The following is a 16,272-nucleotide window of genomic DNA, read 5'->3' on the forward strand; positions in this document are numbered from 1 at the left end:
AGGATGTGGCCTGCCCAGGCGCCGTTGACGACGTGCTCCAAGGTCTTACCTCATCCGATGAATCCGGACATCGGTTGACAGACGCTGACACGCGGCGTCCCGGGTGACGACATGCAGGCAGGGCGAGTCCGCGTACAGGGCTTTACATTTTCTGACGCTCCGCGATGCTGAGAGCACCATGACTTCGCGAAGCCCGCTGCCGGGTGAGGACGCGCTGGCCGTCCTGCGCAGGCGTCTGCGAGAGCTGTATCTGCACGCGGGCGAGCCCAGCCTGCGGATGCTGGCCAAGCAGACGGGCGCGATGAGCCACACCACCGCGTACGCGGTGATCCGCTGCGACAGACTGCCGCGGTGGGGCTACCTGGAGCTCGTCGTCGAGGCCCTGCACGGCGACGTCGCGGAGTTCAAGACACTGTGGGTGGACGCCCGCAACCTGCGGCCTGCGCCCTCTCCCCAGGCCGGGCCCGTGATCCAGGCGGAGGATCACCAGGGGCCGGCCCTCGATCCGGGGCGGGAGCTGTACCAGCCGGTGGGCGAACCGCCGGCGGGTCACTCCGGTCCCATCTGGTCGCTGGTCTTCCATCCGGACGGGCATACGGTGGCGAGCGCCGGCGGCGACGGAACGGTGCGGTTGTGGGACGCCACCACGGGAGAGCCCGTGCGGGAGCCGCTGCGAGGCCACGAGGGCGTCGTCCAAGCGGTGGCCTTCCACCCGGACGGACGCCTGCTGGCCAGCGCCGGCAGCGACAAGAGCATCCGGCTGTGGGACGCCGACTCCGGGCGAGCGGTGGGAGAGCCGCTGCGGGGCCACACCAGCAGTGTCTGGTCGGTGGCCTTCCACCCGGACGGGCGCGTTCTCGCCAGCGGCGACCTGGACGGGACCGTACGGCTGTGGGACGTCAGGTCGCGGGAACCGTTGCGGCGATCTCTGGCCGGCCACTGGGCCCTCGCCTTCAGCAATGACGGTCGCCTGATGGCCAACGGCAGCGACGACGGCATCGTGCAATTACGCGACATCGGCTCACGAACGTTGGCGCAGGAAGCGCTCGCGGGCCACAACGGCGCCGTCATCGCGGTCGCCTTCCACCCGGACGGACGCCTGCTGGCCAGCGCCGGCGACGACGAAACGGTGAGACTGTGGGACCCCATCGCGAAACGGGCCGTGGGCGACCCGTTGCTCGGCCACATCGGCCCCGTCCGGTCGGTGGCCTTCCACCCGGGGGCCGACCTGGTGGCCAGCGCCGGCGATGAGGGAACGATCAGGTTGTGGCGCCTCGACTCCGGGGAGCAGGCGGGACCGCCGCTGACCGGCCACATCGGTCCCGTACGCGCCGTCGCCTTCCACCCGCACGGCCATCTGCTCGCCACCGCGGGCGCCGACAGAAAGGTGCGGCTGTGGCGGAGCACGCGGCCACCCGACCACCGCGTGCTGTACCGGCGCATCGACTACCTGCACGCCCAACTGAAGGCCGCGCGCGGCGCCCACGACGCCCTGCACCTGCATGACGACGACCCGGGCGACGCCTGAGCCGGCCGGCGCACCACGGGATCGAAAGGCCGGATCAGGCATCTACCGGTATCCAGGCGTTCACCCTGGTCCCCTTCGCCGGGTCGCTGTCGACTTCGAGGTGGCCGCCCAGGGCGCTGAGCCGGTCGGCCAGCGAGCCGAGCCCGCGCTGGGTCACGGCCGCGGGGTCGAACCCCCTGCCGTCGTCGGCCACCTCAAGGAGCAGGCAGCCGTCCTGCCGCGCCAGCCGTACCTCGACGCGCGAGGCGGAGGCGTGCTTGAGCGTGTTGGCCAGGGCCTCGCCGATGGTGAAGTAGGCCGCGCCCTCGATGTCGTCGGGGAAGCGCTGCATGCGCAGATCGTCGTCCACGCTGACCTCGGCGTCGATCGGGAGGCGGTCGCAGCGTTCCTCCACCGCCTCCACCAGGCCGCCCTGGGTGAGCACCGTCGGGTGGATGCCCGCGGCCAGCTCTCTGAGGTCTTCGAGGGTGGCCCGCGCCTGCTCGCGGAGCCGTTCCAGGGTCTCGGCGCGCGGCGCGGCCCTGGCCAGTTCGAGCCCCGCGATGAGGGCGACGAGCTGTTGTTGCACGCCGTCGTGGATGTTCCGCTCGATCCGGCGGCGCTCGGTCTCCTGGGCGTGCACCAGGCGGGCGGCGAGGCGCGTGGCGCGCAGGGCCAGGCCCGCTTGGGCCGCCATGGCGGCGAGCAGGGCGTCGTCCCGCTCGGTCAGCTCGCCCTCGATCTTGGGGCCGCACGACAGCGTGCCCACGTCGCGTCCCTCGTTCCTGATCGGGACGGTACGCTCCGGCGAGCCCGTGACGGCGCCCGCCTTCGCCTCCGTGCCGTCGTCCAGCCGCACCGCGATCCACCGCGTGCCGAGGGCGGAGCGGGCGACGTGCGCGAGATGCTGGAGCTGGCTGCTCGACTCCGTCATGGAGTCCAGCGCCGCGCTCATCTCCGTCAGCACCTGCGCCGCCATGGGACGTACGCCGAACACGAGCCGGTCGGCGAGCGCCTCCAGCCGCGCCCGTACCGGCTGGAACACCAGCGTCACCAGGACGGTCAGGGTGATCGCGACCTCGACCGGCAGCCGCTCGCCCGCGACGACGCCCAGAGCGGTCGCGACACCGGCGTAGAGCAGGGCGATGGCGGCCCACAGCAGGCCGTACGCCAGCGATCCGCGAACCACCACGCGGATGTCGAGCAGGTTGTACCGCACGACCGCCACGCCGATGGCCGCGGGCACCGCGCCGAGCACGGACAGCAGGGCGAGCCAGCTCAGGCCCGGCGCGACGAGCCGATGATCGATGCCGAGGACGAGCAGGAAGCCGGCCACGTGCAGCAGGAGTCCCGCCGTCATCCACCGCAACTGGCGCCGCTCCGCCCGCGACGCCCTGCGCCACCGCACGATCAGCGCGCTGAGCGCCCCCACCGCGAGGACGGGCGTCAGCAGCACCCCCGCCGTGGCCGCTCCCACGGCCACCGACCCGGCGACGCCGGGCAACGCGAGCGGATTCGGCACGGGCACTTCCTCGTCCACCAGGCCCGGGGTGAACAGCACACCGAACGCCTGAACGGCGATGCACGCGCCGCCCGCCCAGGCGAACGGCCGCCACCTCGGCGACGGCAACCGGCCGTCGGGGAACAGCAACGGGACGAAGAACCACACCATCCCGTAGTGCACGCCGAACAGCGCCGCCGTCGCCACGGCGACGCCCAGACCGGGCCCGTCGTAGCCGGTCCGGGCGTAGTACAGCAGAGCGCCCACCCCCAGCCCGCCGACGCCGAAGCACAGCGCCGTCGCGAGCACCAGCCAGCCGTACGGGTTGGCCGGCCGGCGGGTGGCGATCAGCCAGCCGAGGCCCGGCAGCAACGCCCCGAGCACCGAGAACACCCACTGGGACGCCGGGACGGGAAGGCCGGTCTCCAGCACCGCACCGGCCACCGTGCCCGACACGGCCGTCACGGCGATCACACCGGCGAGGAGCCGCTTGCCGTTCACGCGAGGCGTCACCACGGGCGCGCCGCGGGAACGAGCGGCGCGAACCCGGCGTCGCTGCCGATGACCGCCTGCACCCCCTCCGGCCTGTGAATACGCGTCCAGGGCCACGGTATCGCCGCCACACCCCGGCCGCGCCCACGCGCCCGGGGCTCCCCCACCATCGCTCGATCGCCGGTCACGCCTTCGCAGCATGCCGGTTCCGGCGCCCGGTTTCCTGTGGCTGACCGCACACTTTCTCCGGCCTGCCACCGGCATGAACGCGGAGGCCGGCACCCTTCGCCACCGGCCCCCGCGCGCCTAGCTTCAAGGCCCGGAGGTGGACCTTTCGTGAAACCCGTAGTCCTTCGCACCGCCGCCTTGACGCTCGTTCCCGCGGTGCTCGCCGTGGCCGGCTTCTGGCACCCCCACCACCTGACCCAGGACACCGCCGGACGCTGGATCACCCTGCATCTGCTGCTCCTGCCGGTGTTCCCGCTGCTGGCGGCCCCCCTGCTGCTCCTCCTGCGCGGACACAAGGGCCCCTGGGCCACGGCCGCACGAGTGGGCTCCTACATCTACGCGATCTTCTACACCAGCCTCGACGCCATCGCCGGAATCGCCTACGGCACACTCGTGGCCAACACCGGCGACCTCACGACCCTGTCCCGCGCCGGTACGGCCATCGACGTCGTCGGCGGAGCACTCGGCCTGATCGGCTCGGCGGGCTTCCTGCTCGCCGCGGTGGCCACGACCACGGCCCTGGCCGCCCGCCACGGCCCACGCCGCGTGGCTCCCGGCGGCACGATCCTGATCATCGCCTCGGTGTTCTGGCTGGGCAGCCACATCTACTGGCCCGAGGGCGTGCTCACCGTCCTCGCCCTGGGCCTCGGCATCGCGTTGCTCGGTGTCGTGACCCGCGGCGGCATCGCCCAGTCGGCTCGCTCTCAAACAGCGTCCTCCGTGGCCGCGGACGGCCCGCACGAGATGTCCTGAGATGGCCGGCGGCCTGCCGTGATGACCGCCACCATGCGGGGCAGGACCGGATGCGAGGGCAGGCAATGGGGGGCGGGCGTACGGGCCCCGGATGCTCGGCGCGAGCACGCGGTCGTGGGCGTGCGGGGTGTTTCCGCAGGCCAGAGGCTACGCTCGGCGGCGCGTGCTCATGTGAGCAAAATCCGGCTCATGTGTTGCTGTCCGGTTAACCCGTGATTTAGCGTGCGTTACCTAAATCACACCCCGGAGGCCCATATGCGTGGATTGCGGCTCTTCACCATGCCCGCGCTCCTCCTCGCCATCACCGCGCTGTCCGCATGCTCGGTGTCGGCCACGCCCGGCGGCTCCACCGCCGGCGCCAGTGAGAAGGCGACCGGTCCGGTCGCCATCGGCTTCAGTCAGGCGACCCAGCAGTCCCCCTTCTACGTGCAGTTGCGCGAGGGGGCGGAGGCGGCGGCCAAGAAGGCGGGCGCCGAGCTGTACTTCGCCGACGCGGACGGTGACGTCACCAAGCAGAACAACGACATCCAGGACCTCATCACCCGTCAGGTGGACGTCCTGCTGATCAACCCGGTGGACCCGCAGGGCGTGCAGCCGGGACTGGCCGCCGCCAAGGCCGCCGGGATCCCGGTGGTGACCGTGGACCGGCCCGTGCCGGACGGCGCGGTCTCGCACGTCGGGCGGGACAACAAGGCGATGGGCGAGCTCGTCGGCAAGGCGCTGAGCGAGAAGCTCGGCGAGAAGGGCGGCACGGTCATCGAGATCCGCGGGGACGCGGGCGGGGCCGTGGCGCGCGACCGCAGCGCCGGGTTCCACGCGGCCGTCGCCGCCAACCCCAAGATCAAGATCGTCGAGGGGCCGTACTCCGACTACGTGCGCGCCAAGGCCGTCACCGCGATGCAGGACCTGCTGCAGGTCCACCCCGACGTTGCCGCCGTCTACGCGCACAACGACGACATGGCCCTTGGAGCGCTCCAGGTCCTCAAGGAGAACGGCAAGGACAAGGTCCTGGTCACCGGCGTGGACGGCCTCATGGAGGCGGTCAAGCAGATCGCCGGAGGCGGGCAGTACGTCGCCACCGCGCTCAACGACCCCATCTCCCTGGGCGCCACGGCCGTGGACACCGTGCTCAAGGTACGCGGCGGCGAGAAGGTCCCGGCGTACGTGGACGCGGGCACCGCACTGATCGACACCGCCAACGCCGGTGACTACAGCGGCGGGACGGGCGAGTTCGCTCAGGCCCTGCAGTAGTCCCACCCACACAACCCAGCACCAGAGGAAAGAGAGAGATGCCGGAAACCATGCAGGCCGCAGTGCTCCACGCTCCCGGGGACATCCGGGTCGAGCAGGTGCCCGTGCCGGAACCCGGGCCGGGCGAGGCGCTGGTCCGCGTCGCGGCGTGCGGCGTGTGCGGATCGGACATCCCGCGCATGCTGCGCACCGGTGCCTACCGCTTCCCGATCATCTGCGGGCACGAGTTCTCCGGCCACGTCGTACGGCTGGGCGAGGGCACGCAGGGCGCGCAGGAGGGCGACCTGGTCAGCGTTCCGCCGCTGATCCCGTGCCACCGCTGCGCGCCCTGCAGCCAGGGCAAGTTCAGCCTGTGCAAGGACTATGGGTACTTCGGCAGCCGGCGCGACGGGGCGTACGCGCAGTACGTGACCGTGCCGGCCGAGAACCTGATGGTGCTGCCGGCCACCCTGGACCCCAGGGCCGCGGCCATGCTCGACCCGGCGGCGATCGCGCTGCACGCGCTGTGGCGCACCCGGCTGCGTCCGGGCCACCGCGTCGCCGTGGTCGGCGCGGGGCCGATCGGGCTGTTCGCGGTGCAGTGGGCGCGGCTCGCGGGGGCGTCGGAGGTACTGGCGATCGAGCTGGACGAGCGGAAGGCGGCCATGGCCGTCGAGGCCGGCGCCACGCACACCGCGACCGGCGCCGAGGCCGCCGCCGACGTGGCGGGAGAGGGATACGACGTGGTCGTGGAGTCGGCCGGTGTGCCGGCCACCATCGACCAGGCCGTGGCCCTGGCCGCGCGGCACGGGGAGGCGGTGTTCATCGGCATCCCGCACGACCCCGTGGTGCTGCCCAAGCCCACCTTCAGCTCCTTCCTCCGCCGTGAGGTGACCCTGCACGGTGCCTGGAACTCCTTCTCCGCGCCCTTCCCCGGCGAAGAGTGGCGGGTGGCGGCCAAGGCGATGGCCTCGGGCGACCTCGCCTGGAAGTTCATGATCACGCACGAGCTCGGGCTGGACGCGCTGCCCGAGACCATGGCCGGCCTCGGCTCGCGGTCCATCTTCAGCGCCAAGGTCCTGTTCCTGCCGAACGAGGGGTGACGATGAGCGCGTTCCTCGCCCTGGATCTGGGCACGGAAGGCGCCCGCGCCGCGGTCTACCACCCGGACGGCACGTGTGCCGGGGCAGGCGAGGACTCCTACCCCACCTCGTTCCCCCGGCCGGGCTGGGCCGAGCAGAACCCGGACGACTGGTGGCGGGCGAGCGTCAACGCCGTACGCGCGGCGCTGGAGGAGGCCGGGAACCCGCAGGTCGCCGGGGTGGGGGTGGCGACCACCGCCTCCACCGTCGCCGTGCTCGACCGGCACGGCCGCCCGCTGCGCCCGGCCCTGCTGTGGATGGACGCCAGGGCCAGCGCCGAGTCGGCGCTGACGGCGCGGGTCGAGCACCCGGTGCTGCGCTACTCCGGCCGCGGCGACGCGGTGGAGTGGCTGGTGCCCAAGGCCATGTGGCTGGCCCGCAACGAGCCCGGCGTCTACCGCGAGGCCGCGCGGATCGTGGAGGCGGTCGACTACGTCGTGTGGCGGCTCACCGGGCGGTGGGCCGGCTCGCGGATGAACGCGGTCTGCAAGAGCAATTACGACCCGCGCGGCGCGGGCCACCCGCACGACCTGTACGAACTGCTCGGCGTCGGCGACCTCGGCGCCAAGGTGCCCGCCGAGATCGTGCCGGTGGGCGACCCGATCGCGCAGGTCTGCGCCGCCGCCCGCGCCGAGCTGGGCCTGACCGGCCCGGCCGTGGTGGCCTCGGGCGGCATCGACGCCCACCTGTCGCTGCTGGCCCTCGGCGGCGCCCGCGAGGGCCGGGTGTCGATCGTGTGCGGCACCTCCAACGCCTTCGTCACCGAGATCGCCGAGCCGGTCTTCCCGGCCACCGTGTGGGGACCGTACCCGGACGCGCTGCGCACCGGCCACTGGCTGGTCGAGGGCGGTCAGGTCAGCGCGGGCTCGGTGCTGGCCTGGGCGGGGGAACGGCTCATGGGGCGGACCCGGGCCGAGATCGGCGGGCTGATCAAGGCCGCGGCGGCGCTGCCGCCGGTCGAGCACGGACTGATCGTCCTGGACTACTTCATGGGCAACCGCACGCCGCTGCGTGACCCGCGGCTGCGCGGCGCGGTGCTCGGGCTGACCCTGGCCAGCACCCCGGAGCAGGTCTACCGGGCGGCCGTCGAGGGCGTGGCGTACGGCACCCGCCAGGTCATCGACTCCTTCACCGAGGGCGGCGTCGCCGTGGAGGAGATCTTCGTCTCCGGCGGCATCCGGCACAACGAGCTGTGGCTGCAGACCACGGCCGACGTGCTCGGCCGGCCGATCAGCCTGGCGGGCGAGGACAACCTGACGCTGCGCGCCTGCTCGGTGATCGCCTCGGTGGGCGCGGGCCGGCACGCCACCCTGGACGAGGCCGCGGCCGAGTACGCGCCCCGCCTGCGCGTCGTGGAACCGCAGGCGGCGCACGCGGGCGCCTATCGGCACGGCTACGCCGACTACCTCGCGGCCACCGCCGCCACCACGCCCGTCGCGCACCGCCTCACCGCGCCGGACCGCCTGGAGGGGGGCTCATGAGCGTCCCCGCCGACTACGACGACCAGCTCTACCAGGTCGCCGTCCGCTACTACGAGGACGGCCAGACCCAGGAGCAGATCGCCCGCGTCCTCCACCTCACCCGGTGGAAGGTGGGCCGGATGCTGGCCGAGGCCCGTGAAGCCGGGATCGTGCGCATCCAGGTGGTCCACCCCAAGTTCCGGGTGCCGCAGATGGAGCGCTCGCTGGTGGAGCGCTTCGGCCTGCGCGCCGCGATCGTGGTGGCGGCGGGCTCCTCCACCGACCCCGAGCACCTGCGCGAACGGGTGGCCATGGCGGGCGCGGAGTACCTGATGGCGATGCGCCCGTCGCCCCGGCTGATCGGCGTCTCCTGGGGGCGCACGCTCGACCGGCTGGCCGGCGGGCTCAGGCCCGGCTGGGCCAAGGGCGTCAACGTGGTGCAGATCAACGGCGCGCACAGCCGCTCGCGGCAGCCGACCACGGCGCACAGCATGGCCAACGTCATCGCGCACCACGGCGGCGGCACCGCCACCCTGCTGCCCGCCCCGGCGATCCTGGAGCAGAGCAGCACCCGTGCCGTGCTGGAGAACGACCGCGCCGTCGCCGACGTACTGGCCCTGGCCGCCCGCGCCGACCTGTTCCTGTTCAGTCCGGGCGGCATGAGCAGCGACTCGGTGCTGGTGGACTCCGGCCAGATCGACGCCGGCGACATCGCCAGGCTGGCGGCGGCCGGGGCCGTCGGCGACGTGCTCGGCCGCTTCGTGGACGCGCGCGGCCGGATCGTGGACGCCGACCTGGACGGACGCACGCTCGGGCTGTCCCTGGACGTGCTGCGCTCGGCCGCCGCCACCACGGTCGCGCTGGTCAGCGGCGAGGCCAAGCACGAGGTGTGCCGGGCCGTCGTGGTGAGCCACGTCTGCGACGTGCTGATCACCGACGAGCCGAGCGCGGCGTACCTGCTGGGCACCCCGGCCAAGGAGGGCATGTGAGCGACACCACGGAGCGGCTGCACATGTCGGGGATCGTCAAGCGCTTCCCCGGCACCGTCGCCCTGGACGGCGTGGACCTGAGCGTGCGCGCCGGAGAGGTGCACTGCCTGCTCGGCGAGAACGGCGCGGGCAAGAGCACGCTGATGAAGATCCTCGCCGGCTCCTACCAGCCGGACGAGGGCACGATCCTGCTCGACGGCGAGCCGTACCGGCCCGCCACCCCGCACGCCGGCCTCGCCGCCGGCATCGCGGTGATCTACCAGGAACTCGACCTGCTGCCCGACCTCACCGTGGCGCAGAACCTGCTGCTCGGCCGGGCGCCCCGCCTGGGCCCCTTCGTCCGCCGCGCGCGCCGGGCCGGGCTCGCCCGCGAGGCCCTGGACCGGGTCGGCGCGAACTTCCCCGTGACGACGCCGGTCAGGGAGCTGCCCATCGCGGCGCGGCAGCTCACCGCCATCGCCAAGGCGCTCACCGCCGACGCGCGCGTGATCGTCATGGACGAGCCCTCCGCCACCCTGGGCGAGAGCGAGCTGGCCAGGGTCTTCGAGGTGATCAGGTCCCTCACCGCGGAAGGCCGATCGGTGATCTTCATCTCGCACCGGATGGAGGAGGTGATGGAGATCGGGCACCGGGCCACGGTGCTGCGCGACGGGCGTACGGCGGGGGTGTTCGACCTGTCCTCGACCGGCCCCGGCGAGCTCGTCGCCGCCATGATCGGCGAGGCCAAGGAGCTGGTGCGGCCCACCGCCCACCCGGCGCCCGAGGGCGAGCCGCGGCTGAGCGTGGAGCGGGTGCACGTCCCCGGCCTGCTCGACGTACGCGGCATCGAGGTGCGGCCCGGTGAGATCGTCGGCCTGGCCGGGCTCGGCGGCGCGGGGCGTACGACGCTGCTGCGCGCGCTGTTCGGGGACATCAAGGCGCAGGTCACCGCCCGGCTGGACGGCGTGCCGCTGCGTCCGGGCAGCCCCGCCGCCGCGGTGCGGGCCGGGCTGGCCCTGGTGCCCGAGAGCCGCAAGGAGCAGGGGCTCATGCTGGGCCTGTCGGTGAGCCGCAACGCCGCGATCGCCGCGCTCGGCAGGCCCCCGTGGCTGATGCCCGGCCGTACCGGCCGCAGGATCACCGCGGACGCGCTCACCGCCCTCGGCGTCAAGTCGGCCGGACCCGGCCAGCTCGTGGGGCAGTTGTCGGGCGGCAACCAGCAGAAGGTCGTGCTGGCCAAGTGGATCACCCGCGGCCGTATCCGGGTGCTGCTGCTGGACGAGCCCACGCGCGGCCTCGACGTCGGCGCCAAGGCCGACCTGTACCGGCAGGTGCGCCACCTCGCCGGCCAGGGCGTGGCGGTGCTGCTGGCCAGCAGCGAGCTGAACGAGCTGACCGCCAACGCCGACCGCATCCAGGTCCTGTACGAGGGCCGCAACGTGGCGGGCTTCGACCCCAGGGTCAGCCCCGAAAGCGTGATCGCGCACACCGTCATCACAGGAGCGACGCCATGACCACTTCGATCGGATCCGCCATGACCGCGGCGGTCAAGGAGGCCGGCGGCGGCAGGTCCCGCCGGGGCACCGACCTGATCGTCAAGTCCAACCTGCTGCTGGTCTTCCTCGCGCTGTGCGTCGTGGCCAGCCTGCTGGCGCCGCAGTTCCTCACCGGGCGCAACATCGCCAACCTGCTGCAGCAGTCGGCGCTCACCGGGATCGTCGCCATCGGCATGACCATGGTGGTGCTCACCGCGGGGATCGACCTGTCGGTGGGCAGCGTGGCCGCGTTCGGCGGGATGACCGTGGCGCTGCTGATGGGCTCCGGAATGCCGGTCCTGCCCGCGATCGCGATCAGCATCGCGGTGGGCGCGGTGTTCGGCGCGATCATGGGCGGGCTGTCGGCGTACCTGGGGCTGCCATCGTTCATGACCACATTGGCCGGGCTCACCGCCATCCGCGGCCTGACGTACCTGCTCACCGACGGCAAGCCGGCCGACGGCGGCGGCTCGGAGGCGTTCCAGCTCCTCGGCGGTGGCTTCATTGGCTATGTGCCGATCGTCGGGATCGTGTTCGTGGCGATCACGATCCTGGCGGCGCTGGTGCTGCGCGGCACGACCTTCGGCGAGTACGTCTACGCCGTCGGCAGCAACAAGGAGGCCGCGCGCCTGTCCGGGCTCCCGGTGCGCGCGGTGATCACGACGGTGTTCGCGGTGTCGGGCGCGCTGGCCGCGCTGGCCGGGGTGCTGCTCACCTCCCGGCTGACCGTGGGCCAGCCGACCGCCTTCAGCGGCCTGGAGCTGGACGCGATCGCCGCGGTGGTGCTCGGCGGCACGAACCTGTTCGGTGGCCGTGGCGGCGTGTTCGGCACGTTCGTGGCGGTGCTGCTGCTGTCGGTGCTGCGCAACCTGTGCAACCTGCTCGGCCTCGGCTCCTTCTTCCAGATGGTGGTGACCGGCCTGATCCTGCTGGTCGCCCTGATCCTCAACATGCTCATCGAAAGGCGGGGCGCGCGTGCCTGACACCGTCCCTGGCTCGCTGCGGGCCTATCTGCACGGACTGCCCGGGGTGGACGAGGTCGGCGTACGCCGCCGGGCCGCCGACCTCGCCACCCGGTCGGTCAAGACCACGGCCAAGGCCCGCGCCATCGACCTGGCCATCCGGATGGTGGACCTGACCACGCTGGAGGGCGCCGACACGCCGGGCAAGGTGCGCGCCATGGCCGCCAAGGCCGTGCGCCCCGACCCGGCCGACCCCACCGCGCCACCGGTCGCCGCGGTCTGCGTCTACCCCGACATGGCCGCCGTGGCGGCCCAGGCCCTGGCCGGGACCGAGGTGGCGGTGGCCTCGGTCGCCACCGGATTCCCCGCCGGGCGTACGCCGCTGGAGGTGAAGCTGGCCGACACCCGCGCCGCCGTCGCCGCCGGCGCCACCGAGATCGACATGGTCATCGACCGCGGCGCGTTCCTCGCCGGCGACTACGGCAAGGTCTTCGAGGAGATCGCCGCGGTGAAGGAGGCGTGCGGCGAGGCGCACCTGAAGGTGATCCTGGAGACCGGCGAGCTGGCCTGCTACGACAACGTACGCCGGGCGTCCTGGCTGGCGCTGCACGCCGGCGCGGACTTCATCAAGACCTCCACCGGCAAGGTCACGCCCGCCGCCACGCCGCCGATCACGCTGATCATGCTGGAGGCGGTGCGCGACTACCGCGCCCTCACCGGGCGGCAGGCGGGGGTCAAGCCCGCCGGCGGCATCCGCACCACCAAGGACGCGATCCGCTACCTGGTCCTGGTCAACGAGGTGGCCGGGCCCGACTGGCTGTCGCCGGCCCACTTCAGGCTGGGCGCCTCCACCCTGCTCAACGACCTGCTCATGCAGCGCGCCAAGCTCGCCACCGGCCACTACGGCGGCCCCGACTACTACACCCTCGACTAGAAGGACCATGACCACCTTGGAGTACGGACCCTTGGACGACGGCCCCCTGGAGTACGCCCCCGCGCCCGAGGCGCGGTCGATCGTGGCGATCCGCCCGTCGTACGACCTGTTCATCGACGGCGAGTTCACCGAGGCCAAGAGCGAGGAGCGGATCGTCACGGTCAACCCGGCCGACGAGCAGCCTCTCGCCGAGGTCGCCGCGGCGGGCGAGGCCGACGTGGACCGCGCGTTCACCGCGGCGCGCAGGGCGTACGAGGGGGTGTGGTCGCGGCTGCCCGGGGCCGAGCGCGGCAAGTACCTGTTCCGGATCGCGCGGATCATCCAGGAACGCGCCCGCGAGCTGGCGGTGCTGGAGTCGCTGGACAACGGCAAGCCGATCAAGGAGACCAGGGACGTGGACGTGCCCCTGGCCGCGGCCCACTTCTTCTACCACGCCGGATGGGCCGACAAGCTGGCCCACGCCGGGCTCGGGCCTTCGCCCCGGCCGCTGGGCGTGGTCGCGCAGGTCATCCCGTGGAACTTCCCGCTGCTGATGCTCGCCTGGAAGATCGCCCCCGCGCTGGCCTGCGGTAACACGGTCGTGCTCAAGCCCGCCGAGACCACCCCGCTCACCGCGCTCGTCTTCGCGGAGATCTGCCAGGAGGCCGACCTGCCACCGGGCGTGGTGAACATCGTGACCGGCGCCGGCGACACCGGCCGCGCCGTGGTCGCGCACCCCGAGGCGGACAAGATCGCTTTCACCGGCTCCACCGAGGTCGGCAGGGAGATCGCCCGCGCGGTGGCGGGCACCGGCAGGCGGCTCACCCTGGAGCTGGGCGGCAAGGGCGCCAACATCGTCTACGACGACGCCCCGCTCGACCAGGCCGTCGAGGGCATCGTCACCGGCATCTTCTTCAACCAGGGCCACGTGTGCTGCGCCGGCTCCCGCCTGCTGGTGCAGGAGTCGCTGGCCGAGGAGCTGCTGCCCAGGCTCCGCGCCCGGATCGAGCGGCTGCGCCTGGGCGACCCGCTGGACAAGAACACCGACATCGGCGCGATCAACTCCGCCGCCCAGCTCGCCAGGATCCGCGAGCTCGCCGAAGCGGGGGCGAACGAGGGTGCCGAGCCCTGGTCGCCCGCCTGCGCGATCCCCGAGCGCGGCTACTGGTACCCGCCCACCGTCTTCACCGGCGTGGCCCAGTCCCACCGGATCGCCCGCGAGGAGATCTTCGGGCCGGTCCTGTCCGTGCTCACCTTCCGCACCCCCGAGGAGGCCGTGACCAAGGCCAACAACACCCCGTACGGACTGTCGGCCGGGGTGTGGACCGAGAAGGGCTCGCGGATGCTGTGGACCGCGGCCCGGCTGCGCGCCGGTGTCGTGTGGTGCAACACCTTCAACCAGTTCGACCCGGCCAGCCCGTTCGGCGGCTACAAGGAATCCGGTTACGGCCGCGAGGGCGGCCGCCACGGCCTGGAGGCGTACCTTGGCTGACACCCCCGCGCGCATCGCGGTGCGCAGAACGTACAAGCTCTACATCGGGGGCGCGTTCCCGCGCTCGGAGTCAGGCAGGTCCTATCCCGTGACATCCTCCCGAGGCACCCACCTCGCCAACGCGGCCCGTGCCTCCCGCAAGGACGTGCGCGACGCCGTGGTGGCGGCCCGCAAGGCGTTCCCCGGCTGGTCAGGGCGCACCGCCTACAACCGGGGGCAGATCCTCTACCGCGTCGCCGAGATGATGGAGGGCCGCCGCGCCCAGTTCGCCGCGGAGGTCATGGCCGCCGAGGGCATCGGCCGGCCCCGGGCCGATGCGGTCGTCTCGGCCGCGATCGACCGCTGGGTCTACTACGCCGGCTGGGCCGACAAGATCACCCACGTCCTGGGCGGGGCCAACCCGGTCTCCGGCCCGTACCTCAACCTGTCCGAACCCGAGCCGACCGGCGTGGTGGGCGTGCTGGCCCCCGCGGGCTCGCCCCTGCTGGGCCTGGTCTCGGTGCTTGCCCCGGTGATCACCACCGGCAACACCGCGGTCGTGCTGGCCGACGAGCACGCCCCACTCCCCGCGATCACCCTCGCCGAGGCCCTGGCCACCTCCGACCTCCCGCCCGGCGTGGCGAACATCCTCACCGGCCACCTCACCGAACTGGCCCCGCCCCTGGCCGCCCACGCCGACGTCAACGCCCTGGACCTGACCGGCGCCGGCGACCTGTCCCGGGCCCTGGAGGAGTCCGCGGCCGGCACCCTCAAACGCGTACTGCGCCCAGGCCCCGCCGACTGGACCGACCCCGACCCCGGCACCGCCCGCATGCGCCCGTTCCTGGAGATCAAGACCGTCTGGCACCCCACCGGCACCTGAACCTCATCGCCGCGCCTCGGCCAGCCGCTCGTAAAGGCGCAACGCGCCCTCGACGCCGTCGGGCGAGATGAGCATGGCGAGGCCGTCGGCGCAGAAGCGCGCGGCCCGCTCCGCACGGGGCAGCATGACCCGCTCGTAGGCGCGCACCGCGGCGTCGAGGTCCGGCCCGGCGGCGACCGCCTCGGCCAGCTCGGCGCCCTCCAACATGGCCAGGTTGGCCCCGACGCCGAGCGGCGGCATCAGGTGGGCCGCGTCGCCCAGCAGCGTGACCCCGGGGACGTGCTCCCATCGGTGCGGGACGGGCAGGGCGAACAGGGGCCGGTTGACGAACGGGCCGTCGTTGCCGCGCAGCAGGTCGCGCAGTCGCTCGTCCCAGCCGTCGAACAGGCCCAGCAGGTACGCCCGCGTCGCCGCGCCGTCACCGAGGTCCACACCGGCGCGTACGTCCCAGTCCCGCGGCCCGCGGAAGGCGGCGTAGACACGGATGCGGCCGTTGCCGTTGCGCTGCGCGATCAGGGCCCGGTCCCGGCCGTACGCCGCCATGCCGCCGTCGCCGACGAGTTCGGCGACAGCGGGGTGGCGGGCGTCGGCGTCCTCGAAGACGGTCTCCACGTAGGTCACTCCGGTGTACTCGGGCGTGCCGGGCGACACGGCCGGACGGACCCGCGACCAGGCGCCATCGGCCCCGACGACCAGGTCGAACTCCGCGGCGGAGCCGTCACGGAACGACAGGCGGCAGGTGCCGTCGGGCAGCGGTGTCGCCGCGTCCACCCCACGGCCCCACTGCACGGTGCCCGGGGCCAGCGACTCGATCAGGAGCTCGCGCAGCACGCCCCGGTCGATCTCCGGCTTGGTCTCCTCCCCGGGGGCGGGCAGCCGGTGCCGCAGGAGGGCCGCGGACTCATCGAGGGTGCGCTGCTCCTGCCCCTCGGGCCGGGACAGCACCCGGAACCGGTCCAGCAGCCCCGCCTTGGCCAGGGCGAGCTGGCCGACGCCGGCGTGCATGTCGAGCGTGCCGCCCTGTTCACGGGCGCCGGGCGCGGTCTCGATCTCGAAGACGGTGACGGGAAGGCCGTGCGTCTGCAGGACGCGGGCAAGGGTCAGCCCGCCCGGCCCAGCTCCGGCGACAGCGATTCGAGGAGTTCTCATAGCGGGGACAATACACCGTATCGCCAAAATACGCCTGTATCGCCCCGGACGCTGTAGTGTGAACCCGCACAGCGGACC

The 16,272-nt window shown here is 73.0% G+C and carries 13 protein-coding genes; 11 read left to right on the plus strand and 2 right to left on the minus strand.

Features of this window, described 5'->3' with window-relative positions; all coding sequences use genetic code 11:
* Positions 1-178: 178 nt before the first annotated feature.
* Positions 179-1,528, plus strand: coding sequence for a WD40 repeat domain-containing protein (locus HNP84_RS41640; protein WP_185055597.1), 1,350 nt, complete (start codon positions 179-181; stop codon positions 1,526-1,528).
* A gap of 34 nt (positions 1,529-1,562) precedes the next feature.
* On the opposite strand, the gene HNP84_RS56500 is transcribed toward HNP84_RS41640, so the two are convergent.
* Positions 1,563-3,509 carry an ATP-binding protein gene (locus tag HNP84_RS56500; protein ID WP_185055598.1) on the minus strand — a complete coding sequence of 649 codons (1,947 nt, stop codon included), beginning with the start codon at positions 3,507-3,509 and terminating at the stop codon, positions 1,563-1,565.
* Between the two features lie 327 nt (positions 3,510-3,836).
* On the opposite strand from HNP84_RS56500, the gene HNP84_RS41650 reads away from it, so the two are divergent.
* The 10 genes from HNP84_RS41650 (at position 3,837) to HNP84_RS41695 (ending at position 15,045) form a co-directional block, all read left to right on the plus strand.
* Positions 3,837-4,481: a hypothetical protein gene (locus tag HNP84_RS41650; protein ID WP_185055599.1), complete on the plus strand. Its 645-nt coding sequence runs from the start codon at positions 3,837-3,839 to the stop codon at positions 4,479-4,481.
* Between the two features lie 255 nt (positions 4,482-4,736).
* Positions 4,737-5,732 (plus strand): substrate-binding domain-containing protein, encoded by a 996-nt coding sequence (locus tag HNP84_RS41655; RefSeq protein ID WP_185055600.1) that lies wholly within the window; start codon positions 4,737-4,739, stop codon positions 5,730-5,732.
* 38 nt (positions 5,733-5,770) lie between these two features.
* On the plus strand, positions 5,771-6,814 hold the full coding sequence (locus HNP84_RS41660) for a galactitol-1-phosphate 5-dehydrogenase (protein WP_221337409.1): 1,044 nt from the start codon (positions 5,771-5,773) through the stop codon (positions 6,812-6,814).
* A gap of 2 nt (positions 6,815-6,816) precedes the next feature.
* On the plus strand, positions 6,817-8,334 hold the full coding sequence (locus HNP84_RS41665) for an FGGY-family carbohydrate kinase (RefSeq protein WP_185055601.1): 1,518 nt from the start codon (positions 6,817-6,819) through the stop codon (positions 8,332-8,334).
* A complete protein-coding gene (locus HNP84_RS41670; protein WP_185055602.1) occupies positions 8,331-9,302 on the plus strand; it encodes a sugar-binding transcriptional regulator in 972 nt (323 codons plus the stop codon). Before HNP84_RS41665 ends, HNP84_RS41670 begins: the two co-directional genes overlap by 4 nt.
* Positions 9,299-10,795 carry a sugar ABC transporter ATP-binding protein gene (locus HNP84_RS41675; RefSeq protein WP_221337410.1) on the plus strand — a complete coding sequence of 499 codons (1,497 nt, stop codon included), beginning with the start codon at positions 9,299-9,301 and terminating at the stop codon, positions 10,793-10,795. The genes HNP84_RS41670 and HNP84_RS41675 overlap by 4 nt, the downstream gene beginning before the upstream one ends.
* The gene (locus tag HNP84_RS41680; RefSeq protein WP_221337411.1) at positions 10,792-11,799 is read left to right on the plus strand and encodes an ABC transporter permease; all 1,008 of its coding nucleotides are present in this window, start codon (positions 10,792-10,794) and stop codon (positions 11,797-11,799) included. Before HNP84_RS41675 ends, HNP84_RS41680 begins: the two co-directional genes overlap by 4 nt.
* Positions 11,792-12,712, plus strand: coding sequence for a deoxyribose-phosphate aldolase (gene deoC / locus HNP84_RS41685; RefSeq protein ID WP_185055603.1), 921 nt, complete (start codon positions 11,792-11,794; stop codon positions 12,710-12,712). The genes HNP84_RS41680 and deoC overlap by 8 nt, the downstream gene beginning before the upstream one ends.
* Positions 12,713-12,719: 7 nt before the next feature.
* The gene (locus HNP84_RS41690) at positions 12,720-14,183 is read left to right on the plus strand and encodes an aldehyde dehydrogenase family protein (RefSeq protein ID WP_185055604.1); all 1,464 of its coding nucleotides are present in this window, start codon (positions 12,720-12,722) and stop codon (positions 14,181-14,183) included.
* Positions 14,176-15,045 (plus strand): aldehyde dehydrogenase family protein, encoded by an 870-nt coding sequence (locus HNP84_RS41695; protein WP_221337412.1) that lies wholly within the window; start codon positions 14,176-14,178, stop codon positions 15,043-15,045. The genes HNP84_RS41690 and HNP84_RS41695 overlap by 8 nt, the downstream gene beginning before the upstream one ends.
* Positions 15,046-15,048: 3 nt before the next feature.
* Here the strand turns inward: HNP84_RS41695 and HNP84_RS41700 are convergent, their stop codons facing one another.
* Positions 15,049-16,194, minus strand: a complete 1,146-nt coding sequence (locus HNP84_RS41700; protein ID WP_185055606.1) for an FAD-dependent oxidoreductase — start codon at positions 16,192-16,194, stop codon at positions 15,049-15,051.
* Positions 16,195-16,272 lie beyond the last annotated feature (78 nt).

The organism is Thermocatellispora tengchongensis (genome assembly GCF_014202315.1).
GTDB lineage: Bacteria > Actinomycetota > Actinomycetes > Streptosporangiales > Streptosporangiaceae > Thermocatellispora > Thermocatellispora tengchongensis.

Excerpts from the sequence above, each read along its gene's own strand:
- HNP84_RS41640 (WP_185055597.1), top strand. The coding sequence starts at position 179 with ATGACTTCGCGAAGCCCGCTGCCGGGTGAGGACGCGCTGGCCGTCCTG.
- HNP84_RS41655 (WP_185055600.1), top strand. The coding sequence starts at position 4,737 with ATGCGTGGATTGCGGCTCTTCACCATGCCCGCGCTCCTCCTCGCCATC.
- HNP84_RS41660 (WP_221337409.1), top strand. The coding sequence starts at position 5,771 with ATGCCGGAAACCATGCAGGCCGCAGTGCTCCACGCTCCCGGGGACATC.
- HNP84_RS41665 (WP_185055601.1), top strand. The coding sequence starts at position 6,817 with ATGAGCGCGTTCCTCGCCCTGGATCTGGGCACGGAAGGCGCCCGCGCC.
- HNP84_RS41670 (WP_185055602.1), top strand. The coding sequence starts at position 8,331 with ATGAGCGTCCCCGCCGACTACGACGACCAGCTCTACCAGGTCGCCGTC.
- HNP84_RS41680 (WP_221337411.1), top strand. The coding sequence starts at position 10,792 with ATGACCACTTCGATCGGATCCGCCATGACCGCGGCGGTCAAGGAGGCC.
- HNP84_RS41690 (WP_185055604.1), top strand. The coding sequence starts at position 12,720 with ATGACCACCTTGGAGTACGGACCCTTGGACGACGGCCCCCTGGAGTAC.
- HNP84_RS41700 (WP_185055606.1), bottom strand. The coding sequence starts at position 16,194 with ATGAGAACTCCTCGAATCGCTGTCGCCGGAGCTGGGCCGGGCGGGCTG.